The organism is Sorangium sp. So ce296, from assembly GCF_051529605.1.
GTDB classification, from domain to species: Bacteria; Myxococcota_A; Polyangia; order Polyangiales; family Polyangiaceae; genus Sorangium; species Sorangium cellulosum_D.
Map to the genome: position 1 here is coordinate 1606751 of NZ_CP150325.1, position 16307 is coordinate 1623057.

The window sequence follows — 16307 nt, forward strand, 5'->3', positions numbered from 1 at the left end:
CGGCGCTCACGCGCCGCGGCCGCCTCCGCGCCGCGAGAGCCGCCGCGCGCGCCGCTCCGCCGCGGCCTCGGCGAGGCGGCGGTCCTCGTCCGTCTCCGGCCGGAGCGGCGGTACGGCGGTCGGCCGCAGCGACGCGTCGACGGCCACGAACGTCACGAAGGCCGTGACCATGGGCCAGACGTCGCCCGTGGCCGCGTCCTCCCCCTCGACGGACACGAGGATCTCGAGCGACGTGCGGAAGGTCGCGGTCACCCGCGCGGCCAGGCGCACGACCTGACCGACCTTGCTCCCGCGGTCGAACGAGAGGTCGTCGATGCCGGCGGTGATGACGGTGCTGCCGGTGTGCCTCTGCGCGCAGATGGCGGCGCACAGGTCGATCCAGGCGAGCACCTGCCCGCCGAAGATCGTGCCGAGCGCGTTCGCGTGCGTCGGCAGGACGTACTCGGTCATGGTCGTGACCGAATCGGAGGCGCGCTTCTCGTGTTGGGCCTTCACCCGGCAGGTGTATCACCGCGCCGCAGGAGCGCTCGAGCTAGCTCGACGTGGACGCCCGCCCCGGGCTCGGGAACGACGGCTCCTCCGCCGTCCCCGCCCGCCCCGGGCTCGGCGAGGACACCGGCTGCTTCGCGAGCCCCGGCGGCCCGGTCGGCAGCGTGGGCTCGTCCTCGAAGCGCATCGACGTGATCTTCAGCCGCCCGAAGATCGCCTCCGCCCGATCGTTCATCGTCACCGCCTCGCGCCGCGCCGCCATGTTCGCCACGAAGCTCCGGTCCGTCGTCAAGAACCGCGCGTAGGCCTGGAACGTGCGCGCGAGCTCCAGCTCGTTCCCCGTCTCCTCGAAGATGCTCACCGACCGCGCGAAATACGCGCGCGCGCTCTTCGTGTTCGCGCTGCCCCAGCCGCCCGCCGCCGTGATCTCGCCGAGCGTCCGGAGCGCGATGCCGAGGTGCACCTTGCTCCGCACCGAGGCGAACAGGTCCACCGCCCGGCTGATCGAGTCGCGCGCCTTCTCTAGGTCGCCCCGGAGCATGTACGCCTTCCCGAGCGCGCGCCGCGCCTCCGCCAGGCCGAGCCGATCGCCCAGCTCGTCGCAGAGCTCCTCGGCCTGCTGCAGCACCCGCACCGCCTCGTCGGGATCGCCGCTCCGGTAGAGCGTCCCCCCGATGTTCGTCAGGATGAGCGCCGTCCGGTTGCGATCACCGACCTGCCGCGCCACCTCCAGCGCCTCCTCGAAGAGCTTGAGGGCGCGGCGGTGGTCGCGCTGATCCTGGGCGATCATCCCGAGGTTGTTCAGGCTCACCACGACCCCGAGCAGGTCCGAGATCTCGCGCCGGATCGCGAGCGCGCGCTCGAACGTGCTCAGCGCCTGCTTGAACTCCCCCGAGTCCTGCAGGGCGAGCCCGAGGTTGTTCAGCGACAGCGCGATCGAGCGGCGGTCGCCCATCCGCTCGCGGCGGGCGAGCGCGTCGCGCAGCCACTTGAGCGCCTCCTGGTACTCGCCCCGGAGCCAGTGCAGCTTGCCGATGTCGTCGATGGTCGACGCGATCCCCCGCTCGTCCCGCGCGCCCTCGAACAGGCGGAGCGCGGTGGTGAGGTGCTTGCCGGCCTCGTCGAGCGAGCCGCTGTCGCGGTAGAGCCGCCCGATGCGGTTGTGCGCGGCGCCGCCCTTGCGCCGGTTGTCGAGCCGGTAGGCGAGCGTCAGCATCTCGCGGAAGGCGGCGAGCGCGTCGTCGATCCGCCCGGCGAGCTGCAGGACGTCGCCGTAGTCGTGCAGCGCGTCGATGCGCCGCGCGACGTGCGCGTCGCCGAGCAGCGACAGCCCGCGCGCGTAGTACTCCGCGGCCTTCGCGTTCGAGTAGCGCCCGCGCGCCACGTCCCCGGCGTCGAGCAGCGACAGCCCCGCCCGCACCGCGTCGCCGATGCGCTCGCGGTGCGTCGCGAGCTCGGCGAGGAGCTCCTCGCTGGCGCGCACCGCCACCTGCTGCTCGAGCCACTCGGCGATCGCGTGGTGGTACCGCCGCTGGGCCGCGGCGCTCATCCGCTTCTGGAGCGCCTCGCGCTCCTTGTCGTGCACGAACACGTACTCGTCCGAGCCCGCGAAGCTCGACTCGCCCTGCTTGCGCAGGTAGCCGCGGTCGCACAGCGCGCGGAGCGCGGCGTTGATCCGGTCGAGATCCCTGTCGCTCTGCTCCTCGCCCCACAGCTCGGGCGCCTGACAGCCGGCCCGGCCGAGCACGAACAGGGCGCCGCTCCAGAACACCGGGCCGATGGTCGCGGCCTGCTCGAGCAGCTGCCGGCAGTCGTGATCGAGCGCGGCGAGGCGGACGTTCACCGCGTCCTCGACCGTCGCCGGGAGGGCCGCCGTCGACAGCTTCCCGAGGTGCACGCGCCAGCGCGGCCCGCCCGAGTCGGGCGCGAGCTCCTCGATCACGCCCTGGTCGTGGCAGATGCGGACCATCTGCTCGATGAGCGCCGGGTTGCCGTTCGCGAAGGCGCAGGCCGCCTCGACGAGCTCGGGCGGGGCGCCCGGCCGGGGCTGCGACTCCGCCCCCGCGGCGTCGACGACGACGACGTCCTCGCCGCCGCGCGGCGTGCACGGCGCGAGCAGCGCCCTCGCCAGCTCCGCCGCCTCGGCCTCGCCGAGCGGCGTGAGCTCGACAAGCGCGTGGCGCCGCTCGCCGACCTTGCCCCAGTCGTCCTGGCGGGTGAGCAGCTCCGGGCGGGCCGCGCAGACGATCAGGATCGGCGCCGCGAGGTACTCGACGAGGTAGCGCAGGAGCGCGAGCGAGTCGTCGTGGGCCGCGTGGAGGTCCTCGAAGACGAGGAGCATGGGGCCCTGGGCCGCGTCCGCCTCGAGGAACGCCTTCAGCACGGCGCGGCGGATGAGGTCGCCCTGCGCCGGATCGTCCTGCACCGCGCGGGTGAGCGGGCTGTCGCCGAACGCGAGCCCGATGAACTGGCCGAGGAAGTAGATGACGTCGCCGACCTTGCGGTCGCCCATCACGTGCGCGACCTGCGCGCGGACCTCGGCGCGGGCCGCGTCCTTGTCCATGGCGTCCGAGAGGCCGAAGCGGGCGCGCAGGAGCCGCGCGAAGATGCCGTACGCGGACGCCACGTCGCCGGCGGCGCCCGCGTAGACGCGCAGCGCGGCGGAGCCCTCGCGCCGCCCCTCGAGGAACTCGCTTACGAGCCGGCTCTTGCCGATGCCCGGCGGGCCGACGAGCGTCACGGTCCGCGTCGAGCGCTCCCGCTCGACCGCGTCGAGGGCGCGGGCCAGCGCCGACAGCTCGGCCTCGCGCCCGACGAGCGGTGCGCGGGCGGGCGTCGCTGCGCCAGTTGCACTGTCCTCTCGGCTCATCTCCATGGCCTCCACGTCCCCGGGTGCCGCAGCGCGGGGCACTCCCCTCGGCTCATCTCCCTGCCTCCGCGTCCTCGGGTGCCGCAGCGCGGGACACGATGTCCCGAGCCTATACCAGGTTCGGCTTCGGTGGCGCGTGCGGTAAGCTGCGGGGCGTGGACGACGAGGTCACGGGGACGCCGCCGCGCGCCGGTAGCACGGCGCGCAATGCCGCGGAGATCCGCGGGCGCATCGCCGCCTGCTTCAGCCTGGCCGAGCTGCGCCGCTTGGCAGAAGAGCTCGGCGTGCCCGACATCCCCTGGGACCGGGGGATGCAGGCCGCGGCGCACGAGCTCGTCCGCCGCTTCGAGCAGCGGCGCGAGCTCTGGTCGCTCGTCGAGCAGCTCCGCGCGGTGCGGCCGCTCGTGGAGTGGCCCGACATGCCGACGGTGCCGCCCGCCTCGTCGATCGCACAGGCGCCGGCGCACACCGACATCCCGCGCCCGGCGCCGCTGCCGAACCTCGCGGCGCTGCCGGTCCCCTCGCCTCCCACCGAGGTCGCGACGCTGGCGCCGCCGCCCATCCCGCCGACCACACGGACGCCGACCGTCCCCACGCCGGAGCCCGCCGCGGCGCGGCCGCGCGGCGCCGCCGGGCAGGCGCGCCCGGCCGTCTCGCCGGGCGCCGCCGAGCGCGCGCCGGCTCGGGCCGCGCGCCGCGTCGACCCGCGGCTCCTGCTCGCCGCGCTGGGGCTCGTGGTGGCCAGCCTGGTCGTCGCCTTCCTGATCGGCCGGGCGTCGAGCGCGCCGGACGGCGAGGCGGCGGCCGCGCGCGCCGCGCCCGCGAGCGCCGCGCCCGCGGCGCCGACGGCCGCCCGGCCGGACGGGGTCGCGGCGCGCGCGGCCGCCGCGATCGAGCGCCGGATCGAGAGCGTGGCGCGGGCATGCGAGATCCCGCCCGGCGCCGCGGACGACGTGATGCGCCGCGCCTTCGAGCGCTGCGGGCCGGCGCCCGCCCACGCGGCGCAGCGGACGGCCCCGGCGCAGGGGAGCGACGCGCCGGCGGCGGAGGTACCGGCCGCCCGGCCGGACGCCCCCGGGGCGGCGCCGCGCGCGGCCGCCGCCGCCAACGCGCCCGCCGGCGGCAACGCCGGGTGCGTGGGGGCGTGCGAGCGGAAGCACCAGGCGTGCAGGGCGACGCAATGTGGCAAGGAGCCCACGCAGGGCAGCCAGTACCAGCGCTACCAGAGTTGCCTGTCGACGTGCCTGGAGCAGGCGTCCCGGTGCCGGCTCGGCTGCCTCTGAGCCGCTGCCGCTGAGCCCCTCGCCGCGCGGCGCGCAACGCCGGTCCGCGCGGCCGCGGCCGCGCCGGCCCGTGCGGCCGCAGGCCGGGCGTCAGAGCGGCGGGCGACTGCGGCGCATCACGTTGACCGTGGCGGTCGGCTGGTGCTCGGGGCAGCCGGTCCTGCCGGAGCGGTTCGGATCGAAGTCGATGCGGAGGCAGGTCTTGCAGACGCAGAGGTAGGCGTCGTGGAACTCGCGGTAGCTCAGGATATCCGCGGCGAACAGGCTGAGGACGATGTCGCTGAGCAGGTCCTCTTCGCGCGGGCACGGCTCCCAGAGCGCGCCGTCGCCGGCGCGGCGCACGCGGCCGTCGTCGATCGCCGCGGCGAGGAAGCGATCGTCCGCGGCGGGCGGCATGAGGGCGCGGAGCGAGGAGAGCACCCGGAACCGCGCCGCCTCGACGAGCGCCTGGAGCTCGCGCTCGTCCGGGTCCTCCGGGGCGGCCGGGCCGAGCGCCACCTGCATGGAGAAGCCCTCCGTCACATAGGTCGGGCGCCGCATCCGCCCGGGCGCGACGAGGTGCTTCTCGAACCAGCCCGAGAGCGCCGCCGCGCTCCGGGGAGGCTTGTCGACGAACGTGAGCGCCGCGAACAGCGCCCGGCGATCATGCTCCTTCGCGACCAGCGACGGAGCGGATGGAAGCGTGGGAATCGAGGTCTGGGAGTCCGCTTGCCGCATGAACACCCCCATCATTTCGCCCCAGTCTGCCCGAGGTCTTCTCTCGCGGTAAAGACGCGCCGGCGTCCCGATTCCAGATTGCGGGACCACCTGCAATGCAATGCGTTAGTCGCACGTCGCTGCGGTGGCGCGCCGGGGGAGGCGGGCTCAGTCCGTGATCTTGAGCGCGCCGCTGTCGTCGAGCGCGCCGCTCGCGTCGGCGCCGTCCGAATCGGCCTCGACGTCCTCCTGGGACGTGGAGGGCCGCAGGAAGGACAGGTCGAGGCCGCCCATGGGCTGCTGCGCCGCCGCGCGCGCGGCGGCGAGGGGGATCGCGTCGGCCTCGCCCGCGCGGGGCGCGGCGCGGCGCTCGGCCTTCTCGGGGCGCGGCTCCTCGCGGCGCGGGTCCTCGCGGCGCGCGTCCTCGCGGCGCGCGTCCTCGCGGCGCGCGTCCTCGCGGCGCGCGCCTTTCGCGGCGTCGCGCCCGCTCGCGCCGGCCTCGCGCGGCCGCTCCGGCGCGGGCGCGGCCTGCGGGCGCGCGGCCCCCGCGCGCGGGGACGCCGGGGTCCGGAGCCCCTTGGCCGCCTTCGCCATGCGCGCGCGCGTGCGAAACGAGGGGGCGTTCTTCGCGAGCTCGATGCAGCTGCCGCGCATGGCGCTCGGGCAGGAGATGCGCACGTGCATGTGGTCGTCGTGCGGCTCGGAGCCCGTCGGCTGCATCATGGCGAGCTGCGCGCGGACGAGCAGCGCGCGGGAGACGCCGATGCGCTTGGCGTGGGCGATCAGCGCGTGCCGCAGCGGATCGGAGATGAAGATGTGGCTCACGTGGGCGCGGGGATCGGTGAGCAGGTGCTGCACGAGCAGCCAGTTGCGCGGCAGGTCGAAGCGCGCCCCGGGCAGGTTGGTCGAGGCGAGGCGGGCGTTGAAGCGCAGGAAGTACGGCGCGTGGACCTGCTTGCCGCGGCCGTCGAGCGCGTAGAAGCCGAGGTCGACGTCGCGGCCGCTCTCGTGGGAGTTGTGGCGGTGGACGTCGCCGCCGCGCTGGCGCGACAGGTCGCCGACCTCGAGCACGGCGCCCGGGAAGCGCTTGGCCACGCCGCGCGCCGCGCGCTCGATCATGCCGACGAGCGCCGGCAGCCCCCAGCGCACGTCGGCGTGGGCGTAGGCGGGCACGACGCGGATGTCCTTGCGCGAGGTGTCGAGCCGCACGCCGCCCTCGAGGTGCCCCTCGTTCGGGTGGCCGACCGACGCGGCGGGCGGCTTGGGCGCCGGCTTGGTCTTGGCCGCCTCGGACGATCGCGGCCCTGCGTCGCCGGCGCGGGGGCGGTGGCCCTTGCCGACGTCGCTCGCGAGCCGCGCGCGCGGGGCGGCCGCGCGCGCCCGCGTGCCCGCGGCCCCGCGCGCCTTCGAGCCCGCCGGCGCTCCTGCGCCAGAGCGCGCCTTCGAGCGCGCCGGCGCCTCCGCGGCCGAGCGCGCCGGGGCGTCCGGCGCCGCGGCGGCCGCCGGGGCGCCGGGCAAGGAGAGCGCCAGGATCGTGAACAGCACGGAGATCGGTCGAGGCACACCGGTGCGTTACGGGGTTTCGGCGGGCCGGGCCAAGAAGCCGGCGCCGTCCGTCCCCCGTGCCGCGCTGCGGCGTCCCGGCGTCGCGGCGTACCGCGGCCGCAGCGGAGGCTTTTGCCTCGCGGCCAGTTGGGGTACCTCTCGGTCGGCCATGGACAAGGTCTACAAGAGCGCGCTGGACGCCGTGCGGGACATCCCGGGCGGCGCCACGATCCTCTCGGGCGGCTTCGGGCTCTGCGGCATCCCGGAGCACTGCATCGCCGCGCTCCGCGAGCTCGGCACGAAGGACCTCGTGGTCGTGTCCAACAACTGCGGGGTCGACAGCTTCGGCCTCGGGATCCTCCTGCAGAACCGCCAGATCCGGAAGATGATCTCGTCGTACGTCGGCGAGAACAAGGAGTTCGAGCGGCAGTACCTGAGCGGGGAGCTCGAGGTCGAGCTCACGCCGCAGGGCACGCTGGCCGAGCGCATCCGCGCCGGGGGCGCCGGGATCCCCGCGTTCTACACCCCGACCGGGGCGGGCACGGCCATCAGCGAGGGCGGGCTGCCGGTGCTCTACAACCCCGACGGCTCGGTGAAGAAGTACTCCGAGAAGAAGGAGGTCCGGCAGTTCGACGGCCGCGACTACGTGCTCGAGCCGGCCATCCGCGGCGACTACGCGCTCGTGAAGGCCTGGAAGGGCGATCGGTTCGGCAACCTCGTCTACCGCCACACCGCCATGAACTTCAACCCGATGATGGCGATGGCCGCGAAGGTGACGATCGCCGAGGTCGAGGAGCTCGTCGAGGTCGGCTCGCTCGACCCGGACCACATCCACACGCCCGGGATCTTCGTGCACCGGATCTTCCAGGGCGAGCGCTTCGAGAAGCGGATCGAGCGGCGCACGGTGCGCAAGGCGCCGGCCGCCTAGGCGCGGGGCCGGGACAGGGGACACGATGGGACTCACGCGGGAACAGATCGCGCAGCGCGCCGCGCTGGAGCTCAAGGACGGCTACTACGTCAACCTCGGCATCGGGATGCCGACGCTCGTCGCCAACTACATCCCCGCGGGGATCGAGGTGGTGCTCCAGAGCGAGAACGGGCTGCTCGGCATCGGCCCGTATCCCGCCGAGGGCGCGGAGGACGCGGACCTCATCAACGCCGGTAAGGAGACGGTGACCATGCTCCCCGGCTCGGCGATCTTCTCGAGCGCCGAGTCGTTCGCGCAGATCCGGGGCGGCCACATCGACCTCGCGATCCTCGGGGCCATGGAGGTCTCCGAGAAGGGCGATCTTGCCAACTGGATGATCCCCGGCAAGATGGTGAAGGGGATGGGCGGGGCGATGGATCTCGTGGTGAGCGCGAAGCGCGTCGTCGTGATCATGGATCACGCGGCGAAGAACGGCGCGCCCAAGATCCTGACCGAGTGCGCGCTGCCCCTCACCGGGCGCGGCGTGGTCCACCGGATCATCACCGATCTCGCCGTGCTCGACGTGACGCCCGAGGGGCTCGTGCTGCGCGAGCTCGCGCCCGGCGTGAGCGCCCGAGAGGTGCAGGAGAAGACACAACCAACGCTCCGGGTCCCCTCCGACGTGAAGGAGATGGGGCAGCGGAGCGCCTAGGGGTTCGCCGATGACCTGGCCCGAAAAGACCCTGCCGACGACCGACGCGAGCGAGAAGCGCTCGCTGGGAGCGGGCGTGTTCCGTCGCTGCGACGGCTGCTCGCACACGCACGACGCCTCCGAGCTCGCCCGCACGTTCGAGGTGTGCTCGCAGTGCGGCCACCACCACAAGCTCGACGCCGAGGGGTGGCGTCGGCTCCTGCTCGACGACGGCGAGCTCGCCCAGTGGGACGATCACCTCGTCCCCAACGATCCGCTCGGGTTCAGCGACGGCAAGAGCTACCGCGACCGCGTCGCGGCGCTCCACAAGAAGGGCCGCGCCAAGGAGGCGATCGAGATCGGCCGCGCCCGGCTGAGCGGCCGCGACATCGCGTACGGCGCGTTCGTGTTCGCCTTCATGGGCGGGAGCATGGGCTCCGTCGTCGGCGAGAAGATCACGCGGCTGTTCGAGCGCGCCACGCGCGACGAGCTCCCGGTGGTGCTCCTCCAGTCGTCGGGCGGCGCGCGGATGCAGGAGGGCATCCTCTCGCTGATGCAGATGGCGAAGAGCGTTGCCGCGCTCGAGCGCTACCGCAAGACGCGCCTCCCGTTCATCTCGGTGCTGCTCCACCCGACCACGGGCGGCGTCGCGGCGAGCTTCGCCTTCCTCGGCGACGTGAACATCGCCGAGCCGAAGGCGCTCATCGGCTTCGCGGGCCCCCGGGTCATCGAGAACACGATCCGGCAGACCTTGCCCGAGGGCTTCCAGCGGGCCGAGTTCCTGCTCGATCACGGGATGGTCGACGCGATCGTGCCGCGCCCCGAGATGAAGGCGTACCTCGCCACGCTGCTCCAGCACCTCGCGGGCGATCGCCGGGCGCGGCGATGAGCCCGGCGGCGCCGCGGCTCCCGGCGCTGCTCGAGGCGCTGGGGCAGCGGGCGCCGCGGGGCATGGTGCTCGGGCTCGACCGGGTGCGCGAGGCGCTCGCGGCGCTCGGCGATCCGCACGCCGACGTAACCGCGGTGCACGTCGCCGGCACCAACGGCAAGGGGAGCGTGTGCGCGATGGTCGAGTCGGTCGCGCGCGCGGCCGGGCTCCGCACCGGCCTCTACACGTCGCCGCACCTGTCCCGCTTCGCCGAGCGCATCCGCATCGACGGCGCGCCGATCGACGACGCGGCGCTCGAGCGCGCGCTGTCGGCCGCGCTCGAGCGGGTCCCCGCGCCGCTCACGTTCTTCGAGGCGCTGACGGTGGCCGCGTTCGTGGCCTTCCGCGACGCGGGCGTCGACCTCGCGATCGTCGAGGTCGGCCTCGGCGGTCGGCTCGACGCGACCAACGTGCTCGCGGCGCCGCTCTGCACGGCGATCACGTCGATCGCGTTCGATCACGTGGCCCTGCTCGGCCCGACGCTGGCCGACATCGCCCGGGAGAAGGCGGGCATCCTCAAGCCGGGCGCGCCCGTGGTGCTCGGCCCGCTCGACCCCGAGGCCGACGCCGCGATCGAGGCCGCGGCGCTGGCGATCTCCGCCGGGCCGCGCCTCCGCGTCGCGCGCGCCGAGCGCGGCGGGAGCGCGGGCGAGATCGCGGCGGGGCGCGCGGGCGAGATCGCGGTGGCGCGCGCGGGCGAGATCGCGGTGGCGCGCGCGGAGCCTTCCGCGCGCGCGACGCGCGTCGTCGGGCCGGGGCGCCCCGCGCTCGAGGTGGAGCTCGGCCTCCGCGGGGCGCACCAGGCGGAGAACGCGGGCGTCGCGTGCGGGATCGCGTGGCAGCTCGCGGGCCGGTGGCCCGAGGTCGAGCGGGCGCTCCCGGCGGGGCTCGCCGCGGCCCGCTGGCCCGGCCGGCTGGAGCGGATCGACGCGGGCGCCGGCCAGGTCCTGCTCGACTGTGCGCACAACCCGCACGGCGCGCGGGCGCTCGCCGCGTGGCTCGACGAGGAAGGCCCGGGCGCGGCGCGCACCGCGCTCGTGTTCGGGGCGATGGCCGACAAGGGGTGGGGCGAAATGCTACAGACGCTCGCGCCGCGGGCGCAGGGGCGGCTCTACGCGACGCCGCAGGGCCGCGCGGCCGCGCCGCTCGACGCGCTGCAGGCGATCGCGCCGGGCGAGCCGATCGGCGATCCGCGCGCGGCGGTGGCGCGGGCGATCGAGGTCGCCGGGCCGGGCGGGCTCGTCGTCGTGACGGGCTCGATTTACCTGGTCGGCGAGGTGCGGTCGGCGCTGCTCGGCATCGCGCCGGACCCGGTCGTGGCGCTCTGACGCGGGCGCGCCGCTGCGCGATGTGCAGGCGCGTCGCTGCGCGGCGGCGCGCCGGTCTGGCACGGGCGATGCCGGTCCGGCGGCATGGCGTTCAGAAAGCGGCGTTCTCCGGTGCTCTTCCCAGCGGCGGCCCTCGGGGCGGCCGCGCTCGCGCGGACGGCGTTCCGCGCCCTGCGGCGGCTCGATCTGCGCGGCCGGGTCGTGGTCATCACGGGCGGCTCTCGCGGCCTCGGGCTGCTCCTCGCCGAGGAGTTCGGCCGGCACGGCGCCCGGGTGGCGATCGCCGGCCGCGACCCGGGGGCGCTCGAGCGGGCCGAGCAGCGGCTGCGGGCGCTCGGCGTCGAGGTGCACGCGGTCGCGTGCGACCTCGGCGATCGCGCCGCGGCCGAGGCGTTCATCGACGGCGTGGCGCGCGCGTTCGGCCGGATCGACGTGCTCGTCAACAACGCCGGCGTGATCCAGGTGGCGCCGATGCAGGACCTCCGCGTGGAGGAGCTCGAAGAGGCGATGCGCTCGAACTACTGGAGCGCGGTCTACGCGACGCGGCGCGCGCTGCCGCACCTGGAGAAGCAGGGGCGCGCGGCGCGGATCGTGAACGTGACGTCGATCGGCGGGCGCGTCGCGGTGCCGCACCTGCTCGGGTACAACGCGTCGAAGTTCGCGATGATGGGCTTCTCGGAGAGCCTCCAGGCCGAGCTCTCCTACGGCAGCGCGCGAGGCCCGCGGGTCACGACGGTGATCCCCGGGCCGATGCGCACGGGGTCGATCTACAACGCGGAGTTCGGCGGCGACCCGCGGCGCGAGTTCGGCTGGTTCGGCCTGGCCTCGTCGATCCCGCTCGCGACGATCGACGCGCGGCGCGCGGCCCGGCGGGTGGTGGCGGCCGCGCGCGAGGGGCGCGCCGAGGTGAAGCTCGGGCTGTCTTCGCACCTGCTCAGCTGGGCGCACGGCGTCGCGCCGCAGATGACGGTGCGGCTGATGGGCCTGGTCAACGCGCTCCTGCCGGCGCCCCGCGGCGCCGCGGGGACGACGCGGGGGCGGGATCTACGCGCGCCGGCGCAGGGGTCGACCCTGCTGCGCCTGAGCAACGAGGCGGCGCGGCGCAACAACGAAGCGCCGCCCGAGGCGGCGCGGTGACGCGGTAGAGCGGAGCGATAGATAGAGCGATGAACACGCGCCGCGGTCGCCGCGCCGGCAGTTGGCCGTAGGCTGTCTTGGCAAAGGTTGCTAAGGGTGGTCTCCTCAGCCCGAACCACGAGAGAGGGACCGTGCCGAAGCACACCAAGAAGGATCATAGGGAGGGCGCTCCGTCGGCGACGGGCGCACCGCAGCAGGCCTCCGCTGGGCGCAAGCTCTTCGGCACCGACGGGGTGCGCGGCGTGGCGAACCAGCCGCCGATGACGCCGGAGATGGCGCTGCGGCTCGGGCGCGCGATCGCCTTCGTCGCGAGCCACGGGAAGTCGCGGCAGGTGCGGGTGGTGATCGGGAAGGACACGCGGCTGTCCGGCTACATGCTGGAGACGGCGATCGCGTCCGGCGTGTGCGCGATGGGCGGCCGCGTGATGCTGAGCGGGCCGATCCCGACGCCGGCGGTCGCGCAGCTCACGCAGAGCATGCGGGCCGACGCCGGGGTGGTGATCAGCGCGAGCCATAACCCGTATCAGGACAACGGCATCAAGATCTTCGGGCCCGACGGCTACAAGCTGCCCGACTCCGCGGAGGAGGAGATCGAGCGGCTCATGGAGAGCCACGAGCTCGACGAGGCCCGGGTGGTGGGCTCGGCGATCGGCAGCGCGGTGAAGCTCGACGACGCGCGGGGCCGGTACGTCGTGTTCTGCAAGAGCACCTTCCCCACGGCGCTGTCGCTCGACGGCGTGAAGATCGTGGTCGACGCGGCGCACGGGGCGGCCTACCGCGTGGCGCCGTCGGTGTTCACCGAGCTCGGCGCGCAGGTGACCGCGCTCGGCGTGAAGCCGAACGGGCGCAACATCAACCGCGAGACGGGCGCGCTGCACCCGGAGCACGTGAAGGCCGAGGTGCTCAAGCGGGGCGCGGCGATCGGCATCGCGCTCGACGGCGACGCGGACCGGGTGATCATGGTCGACGAGCGCGGCGAGGTCGTGGACGGCGACGCGATCATGGCGCTCTGCGCGCTCAGGATGCTGCGCACCGGGAAGCTGCCGCGGAACACGATCGTGACGACGGTGATGTCGAACCTCGGCCTCGAGCGCGCGCTCAAGGCGCAGAACGGGCACGTGGTGCGGACGGCGGTCGGGGACCGCTACGTGGTGGAGGCGATGCGGAACGGCGGCTACTCGTTCGGCGGGGAGCAGTCGGGGCACCTCATCTTCCTGGACCACGCGACGACGGGCGACGGGATCGTGGCGGCGCTGCAGGTGCTCGCGATCATGATGGAGGAGGACAAGCCGCTGAGCGAGCTCGCGTCGAAGGCGATGCAGCGGGTGCCTCAGGTGCTGGAGAACGCGACGTTCCCGACGCGGCTGCCGCTCGACAGCATGCAGCGGACGCGGGTCGCGGTGGATCGCATCGAGAAGACGCTCGGGGACAAGGGGCGCATCCTCGTGCGGTGGAGCGGGACGGAGCCGAAGCTGCGCGTCATGGTCGAGGGCGAGGACGCGTCGACCATCGGGGCGTACGCGCTCGAGATCATCGAGGCGGCCAAGCAGGACGTGGCGGGGGCCACCGCCTAGCTAGACCTGCCCGGCCCCCGGAGAGGGTGTCCGCTGGGCGGGGTGGGGGCCCCGCCGAACTCGGCGGAGACATGACTCATCCGGCAAGCCGGATGAGCCATGTCTCCGCCTCAAACATCGGCCCATCCCCCACCCCGCCCAGCGGACACCCTCTCCGGGGGCCTACCGTCGTCCGAGGGATGCGCTCCCCTCGGGCCTGCGGTTGTCCGAGGGATGCCCGGCGTTGGCTAGAGCGAAGGCCGCCCGCACAGGAGACGGGCCCAGATCGGCGTTTTCGGCGCGCAAGCGTGCTCCAGCACGCTGAGCACCGAAAACGTCGAGATGGGCCCGTATCCGAAGCGGGCGGCCTTCGCTCTAAAGCGCGCGGCGCATGAAGAGGTCCTCCAGCGTCTCGCGGCGCGGCGTCACCTCGACCACCTGCGCGCCCGCGGCGAGCGAGCGCTGGAGCGCCTCGCGCACGCGCGCCTCGCCCTCGACGTCGACCACCACGACGTCGCCGCGACGCGTGGTCGCGAAGCCCAGCGCGCCGAGCTCCTCGAGGAGCGACTCGGGCGCGCCGGCCAGCATGACCTCGGTGCGCAACACGTCGCCCCGGAGGAGCTGGCGGATCGCGCCGCTCACCACCACCTGGCCCTCGCGCAGGATCGCCACGCGATCGCACATCGCCTCGACGTCGCTCAGGATGTGCGTCGAGAAGAAGATCGTCCGGCCCTGATCGCGCTCCGCAAAGATGAGATCGCGCACCTCCTTGCGGCCCACCGGATCGAGGCCGCTCATGGGCTCGTCCAGGATCAGCATCTCGGGATCGGCGACCAGCGCGGCGGCCAGCCCCGTGCGCTGCAGCATCCCCTTCGACAGCCGGCGCACCTGCCGATCCGCGGCGTACGCGATCTTCACCTGATCGAGCACCTCCATCGTCCGCCGGCGCAGCGAGGCGCCGCGCATCCCGGACAGGCGGCCGCAGAGCTCCACGAACTCGCGCGGGGTGAGGTAGGGGTAGACGTACGGGTTCTCCGGCAAAAAGCCGATCTTCCGGCGCGCCTCGGGCGACGGGACGCGCGCGCCGAACAGGTACGCCTCGCCGCCGGTCGGGGCGATGAGGCCCGTCAACATCTTGATCGTCGTCGTCTTGCCGGCGCCGTTCGGCCCGAGGAAGCCGAAGATCTCGCCGCGGCGCACGCCGAAGCTCACCCCCTTGACCGCCTCGACCGCACGCCGGCGCAAGAAGCCCACCCGGAACGTCTTCAGCAGGCCGCGGACGTCGATCAGCAGCTCGCCGCCCGGCACCTCCCCGCCGGAGCGGGACGGCGCGGCGCGCTCGCCGCGCTCCTCAATGATCGCCTCGCCGCCGCTCACGCGCCCTCCTCGCCGTCGGGGCCCTCGCCCGGCGCGCCGTCGCCCGGCCGCGCGCGGCCGCGCGCCGTCGCCGCGCTGTACTCGTGCAGCTTGTACTGGATCTTGCGCGGGCTGATCCCGAGGATCGTCGCCGCCTTCGAGGTCGAGCCCTTGCACGCCTCGAGCGTGCGCAGGATCGCGTAGCGCTCCAGATCGTAGATCGTGCTCCCCGGGACGCGCGGCATCGCGTCGGACGCCTCGGCCGGCTCGGACGACATCTGCGCCGGCAAGTGCCGGGGCTCGATGCGCGCGCCGTCGCAGAGCACCGCCGCCCGCTCGATCGCGTTCTCCAGCTCGCGCACGTTGCCAGGGAACGAGTAGCTCGTCAGCGCCGACAGCGCCTCGTCCGTGAAGCCCTCGATCCGCTTGCCGTTCTCCTGCGCGTAGCGGCCCAGGAAGAACGTCGCGAGCTCGGGGATGTCGCTCCGGCGCTCGCGGAGCGGCGGGATCTCCAGGGTGACGACGTTGAGCCGGTAGTAGAGATCCTCGCGGAACAGCCCCTCGGCGATGCGCTGGCGCAGGTCGCGGTTCGACGCGGCGAGGATCCGCACGTCGACCTTCAGGGTCTCGTTGCCGCCCACCCGCTCGAACGTGCGCTCCTGCAGGAAGCGCAGGAGCTTCACCTGCGTGGCGAGCGGGATCTCGCTCACCTCGTCGAGGAACAGCGTGCCGCCGTTCGCCTGCTCGAAGCGGCCCTCGCGGCGGCCGACGGCGCCGGTGAAGGCGCCGCGCTCGTGGCCGAACAGCTCGCTCTCCAGGAGCGACTCGCTCAGCGCGGCGCAGTTCAGCCGGACGAGCGGCGCCTTCGCCCGCGGGCTCGCGCGGTGGATCATCTCGGCGATGAGCTCCTTGCCCGTGCCCGTCTCGCCCACGATCAGCACGCTCGCGCGGCTCGGCGCCACCTGCTCGACCAGCCGGAGGAGCTTCACCATGCTCGGGTGGCTCGCGATCACGTGGCCGAACGCGTTGCGCTCGCGCAGCCGCTCGCGCAGTCGCGAGTTCTCCTGGAGCAGCCGCGCCCGCTCCACCGCGCGCTCGACCACCACCGCGAGCACCGAGAAATCGAGCGGCTTCGTCAGGTAGTTGTACGCGCCCTTCTTCACCGCCTCGACCGCGCTCGAGATGGTGCCGAACGCCGTCATGACGACGAACGTCGCGTCGGGCAGCGCGAGCTGCGCCTTCTCCATCATCCGGATGCCGTCGAGCCCCGGCATCTTCAGGTCGGTCAGGACCACGTCCGGCGCGAACTCCTCGAGCTTGCCCAGCGCCTTGAAGCCGTCGGCCGCGGTCTCGGTGGTGTACCCCTCCTCGCGGAGGATCTCGGAGAGCGCCGCGCGCGCGTTGGCCTCGTCGTCGACGATCAGGATGCGCCCCCGGGATGCCATGTTGATGGCCTTTCCTAGCATGCGCGCCCGCCGGATTGGGCAGCTGCGCGGCCCGGCCGAGCGGCGCCGGGGCCGCGGGG

General features: G+C 74.1%; 13 protein-coding genes. 7 read left to right on the forward strand and 6 right to left on the reverse strand.

Going from position 1 to position 16307, the window contains the following annotated elements; all coding sequences use genetic code 11:
- Positions 1 to 6: 6 nt before the first annotated feature.
- Positions 7 to 495 (reverse strand): acyl-CoA thioesterase, encoded by a 489-nt coding sequence (locus tag WME98_RS06085; protein ID WP_437950421.1) that lies wholly within the window; start codon positions 493 to 495, stop codon positions 7 to 9.
- A 37-nt stretch (positions 496 to 532) separates the two neighbouring features.
- Positions 533 to 3358, reverse strand: coding sequence for an ATP-binding protein (locus tag WME98_RS06090; protein WP_437950423.1), 2826 nt, complete (start codon positions 3356 to 3358; stop codon positions 533 to 535).
- A 98-nt stretch (positions 3359 to 3456) separates the two neighbouring features.
- Here WME98_RS06090 and WME98_RS06095 point away from each other — a divergent pair, with 98 nt between their 5' ends.
- A complete protein-coding gene (locus WME98_RS06095) occupies positions 3457 to 4641 on the forward strand; it encodes a hypothetical protein (protein ID WP_437332561.1) in 1185 nt (394 codons plus the stop codon).
- A gap of 90 nt (positions 4642 to 4731) precedes the next feature.
- Here WME98_RS06095 and WME98_RS06100 read toward each other — a convergent pair whose 3' ends face one another.
- Complete coding sequence (locus WME98_RS06100; protein WP_437950425.1) at positions 4732 to 5358, reverse strand: hypothetical protein; 627 nt, start codon at positions 5356 to 5358, stop codon at positions 4732 to 4734.
- A 147-nt stretch (positions 5359 to 5505) separates the two neighbouring features.
- On the reverse strand, positions 5506 to 6900 hold the full coding sequence (locus WME98_RS06105; protein WP_437950427.1) for a penicillin-insensitive murein endopeptidase: 1395 nt from the start codon (positions 6898 to 6900) through the stop codon (positions 5506 to 5508).
- 151 nt (positions 6901 to 7051) lie between these two features.
- On the opposite strand from WME98_RS06105, the gene WME98_RS06110 reads away from it, so the two are divergent.
- The 6 genes from WME98_RS06110 (at position 7052) to glmM (ending at position 13447) form a co-directional block, all read left to right on the forward strand.
- Positions 7052 to 7810 (forward strand): CoA transferase subunit A, encoded by a 759-nt coding sequence (locus tag WME98_RS06110; protein ID WP_437950429.1) that lies wholly within the window; start codon positions 7052 to 7054, stop codon positions 7808 to 7810.
- Between the two features lie 25 nt (positions 7811 to 7835).
- Positions 7836 to 8501, forward strand: coding sequence for a CoA transferase subunit B (locus tag WME98_RS06115; RefSeq protein ID WP_020738766.1), 666 nt, complete (start codon positions 7836 to 7838; stop codon positions 8499 to 8501).
- A 10-nt stretch (positions 8502 to 8511) separates the two neighbouring features.
- The gene (gene accD, locus WME98_RS06120) at positions 8512 to 9369 is read left to right on the forward strand and encodes an acetyl-CoA carboxylase, carboxyltransferase subunit beta (RefSeq protein ID WP_437950431.1); all 858 of its coding nucleotides are present in this window, start codon (positions 8512 to 8514) and stop codon (positions 9367 to 9369) included.
- Complete coding sequence (locus tag WME98_RS06125; protein ID WP_437950433.1) at positions 9366 to 10736, forward strand: bifunctional folylpolyglutamate synthase/dihydrofolate synthase; 1371 nt, start codon at positions 9366 to 9368, stop codon at positions 10734 to 10736. The genes accD and WME98_RS06125 overlap by 4 nt, the downstream gene beginning before the upstream one ends.
- 111 nt (positions 10737 to 10847) lie before the next feature.
- Complete coding sequence (locus tag WME98_RS06130; protein WP_437950435.1) at positions 10848 to 11873, forward strand: SDR family NAD(P)-dependent oxidoreductase; 1026 nt, start codon at positions 10848 to 10850, stop codon at positions 11871 to 11873.
- A gap of 260 nt (positions 11874 to 12133) precedes the next feature.
- Positions 12134 to 13447, forward strand: coding sequence for a phosphoglucosamine mutase (gene glmM / locus WME98_RS06135; protein WP_437953958.1), 1314 nt, complete (start codon positions 12134 to 12136; stop codon positions 13445 to 13447).
- Positions 13448 to 13801: 354 nt separating this feature from the next.
- Here the strand turns inward: glmM and WME98_RS06140 are convergent, their stop codons facing one another.
- Both WME98_RS06140 and WME98_RS06145 read right to left on the reverse strand, forming a co-directional pair.
- A complete protein-coding gene (locus WME98_RS06140) occupies positions 13802 to 14803 on the reverse strand; it encodes an ABC transporter ATP-binding protein (protein WP_437950437.1) in 1002 nt (333 codons plus the stop codon).
- A complete protein-coding gene (locus WME98_RS06145; protein WP_437332569.1) occupies positions 14800 to 16227 on the reverse strand; it encodes a sigma-54-dependent transcriptional regulator in 1428 nt (475 codons plus the stop codon). The genes WME98_RS06140 and WME98_RS06145 overlap by 4 nt, the downstream gene beginning before the upstream one ends.
- Positions 16228 to 16307: the final 80 nt, after the last annotated feature.

Excerpts from the sequence above, each read along its gene's own strand:
- WME98_RS06125 (WP_437950433.1), top strand. The coding sequence starts at position 9,366 with ATGAGCCCGGCGGCGCCGCGGCTCCCGGCGCTGCTCGAGGCGCTGGGG.
- WME98_RS06115 (WP_020738766.1), top strand. The coding sequence starts at position 7,836 with ATGGGACTCACGCGGGAACAGATCGCGCAGCGCGCCGCGCTGGAGCTC.
- glmM (WP_437953958.1), top strand. The coding sequence starts at position 12,134 with ATGACGCCGGAGATGGCGCTGCGGCTCGGGCGCGCGATCGCCTTCGTC.
- WME98_RS06145 (WP_437332569.1), bottom strand. The coding sequence starts at position 16,227 with ATGGCATCCCGGGGGCGCATCCTGATCGTCGACGACGAGGCCAACGCG.
- WME98_RS06110 (WP_437950429.1), top strand. The coding sequence starts at position 7,052 with ATGGACAAGGTCTACAAGAGCGCGCTGGACGCCGTGCGGGACATCCCG.
- accD (WP_437950431.1), top strand. The coding sequence starts at position 8,512 with ATGACCTGGCCCGAAAAGACCCTGCCGACGACCGACGCGAGCGAGAAG.
- WME98_RS06090 (WP_437950423.1), bottom strand. The coding sequence starts at position 3,358 with ATGAGCCGAGAGGACAGTGCAACTGGCGCAGCGACGCCCGCCCGCGCA.
- WME98_RS06095 (WP_437332561.1), top strand. The coding sequence starts at position 3,457 with ATGTCCCGAGCCTATACCAGGTTCGGCTTCGGTGGCGCGTGCGGTAAG.
- WME98_RS06100 (WP_437950425.1), bottom strand. The coding sequence starts at position 5,358 with ATGCGGCAAGCGGACTCCCAGACCTCGATTCCCACGCTTCCATCCGCT.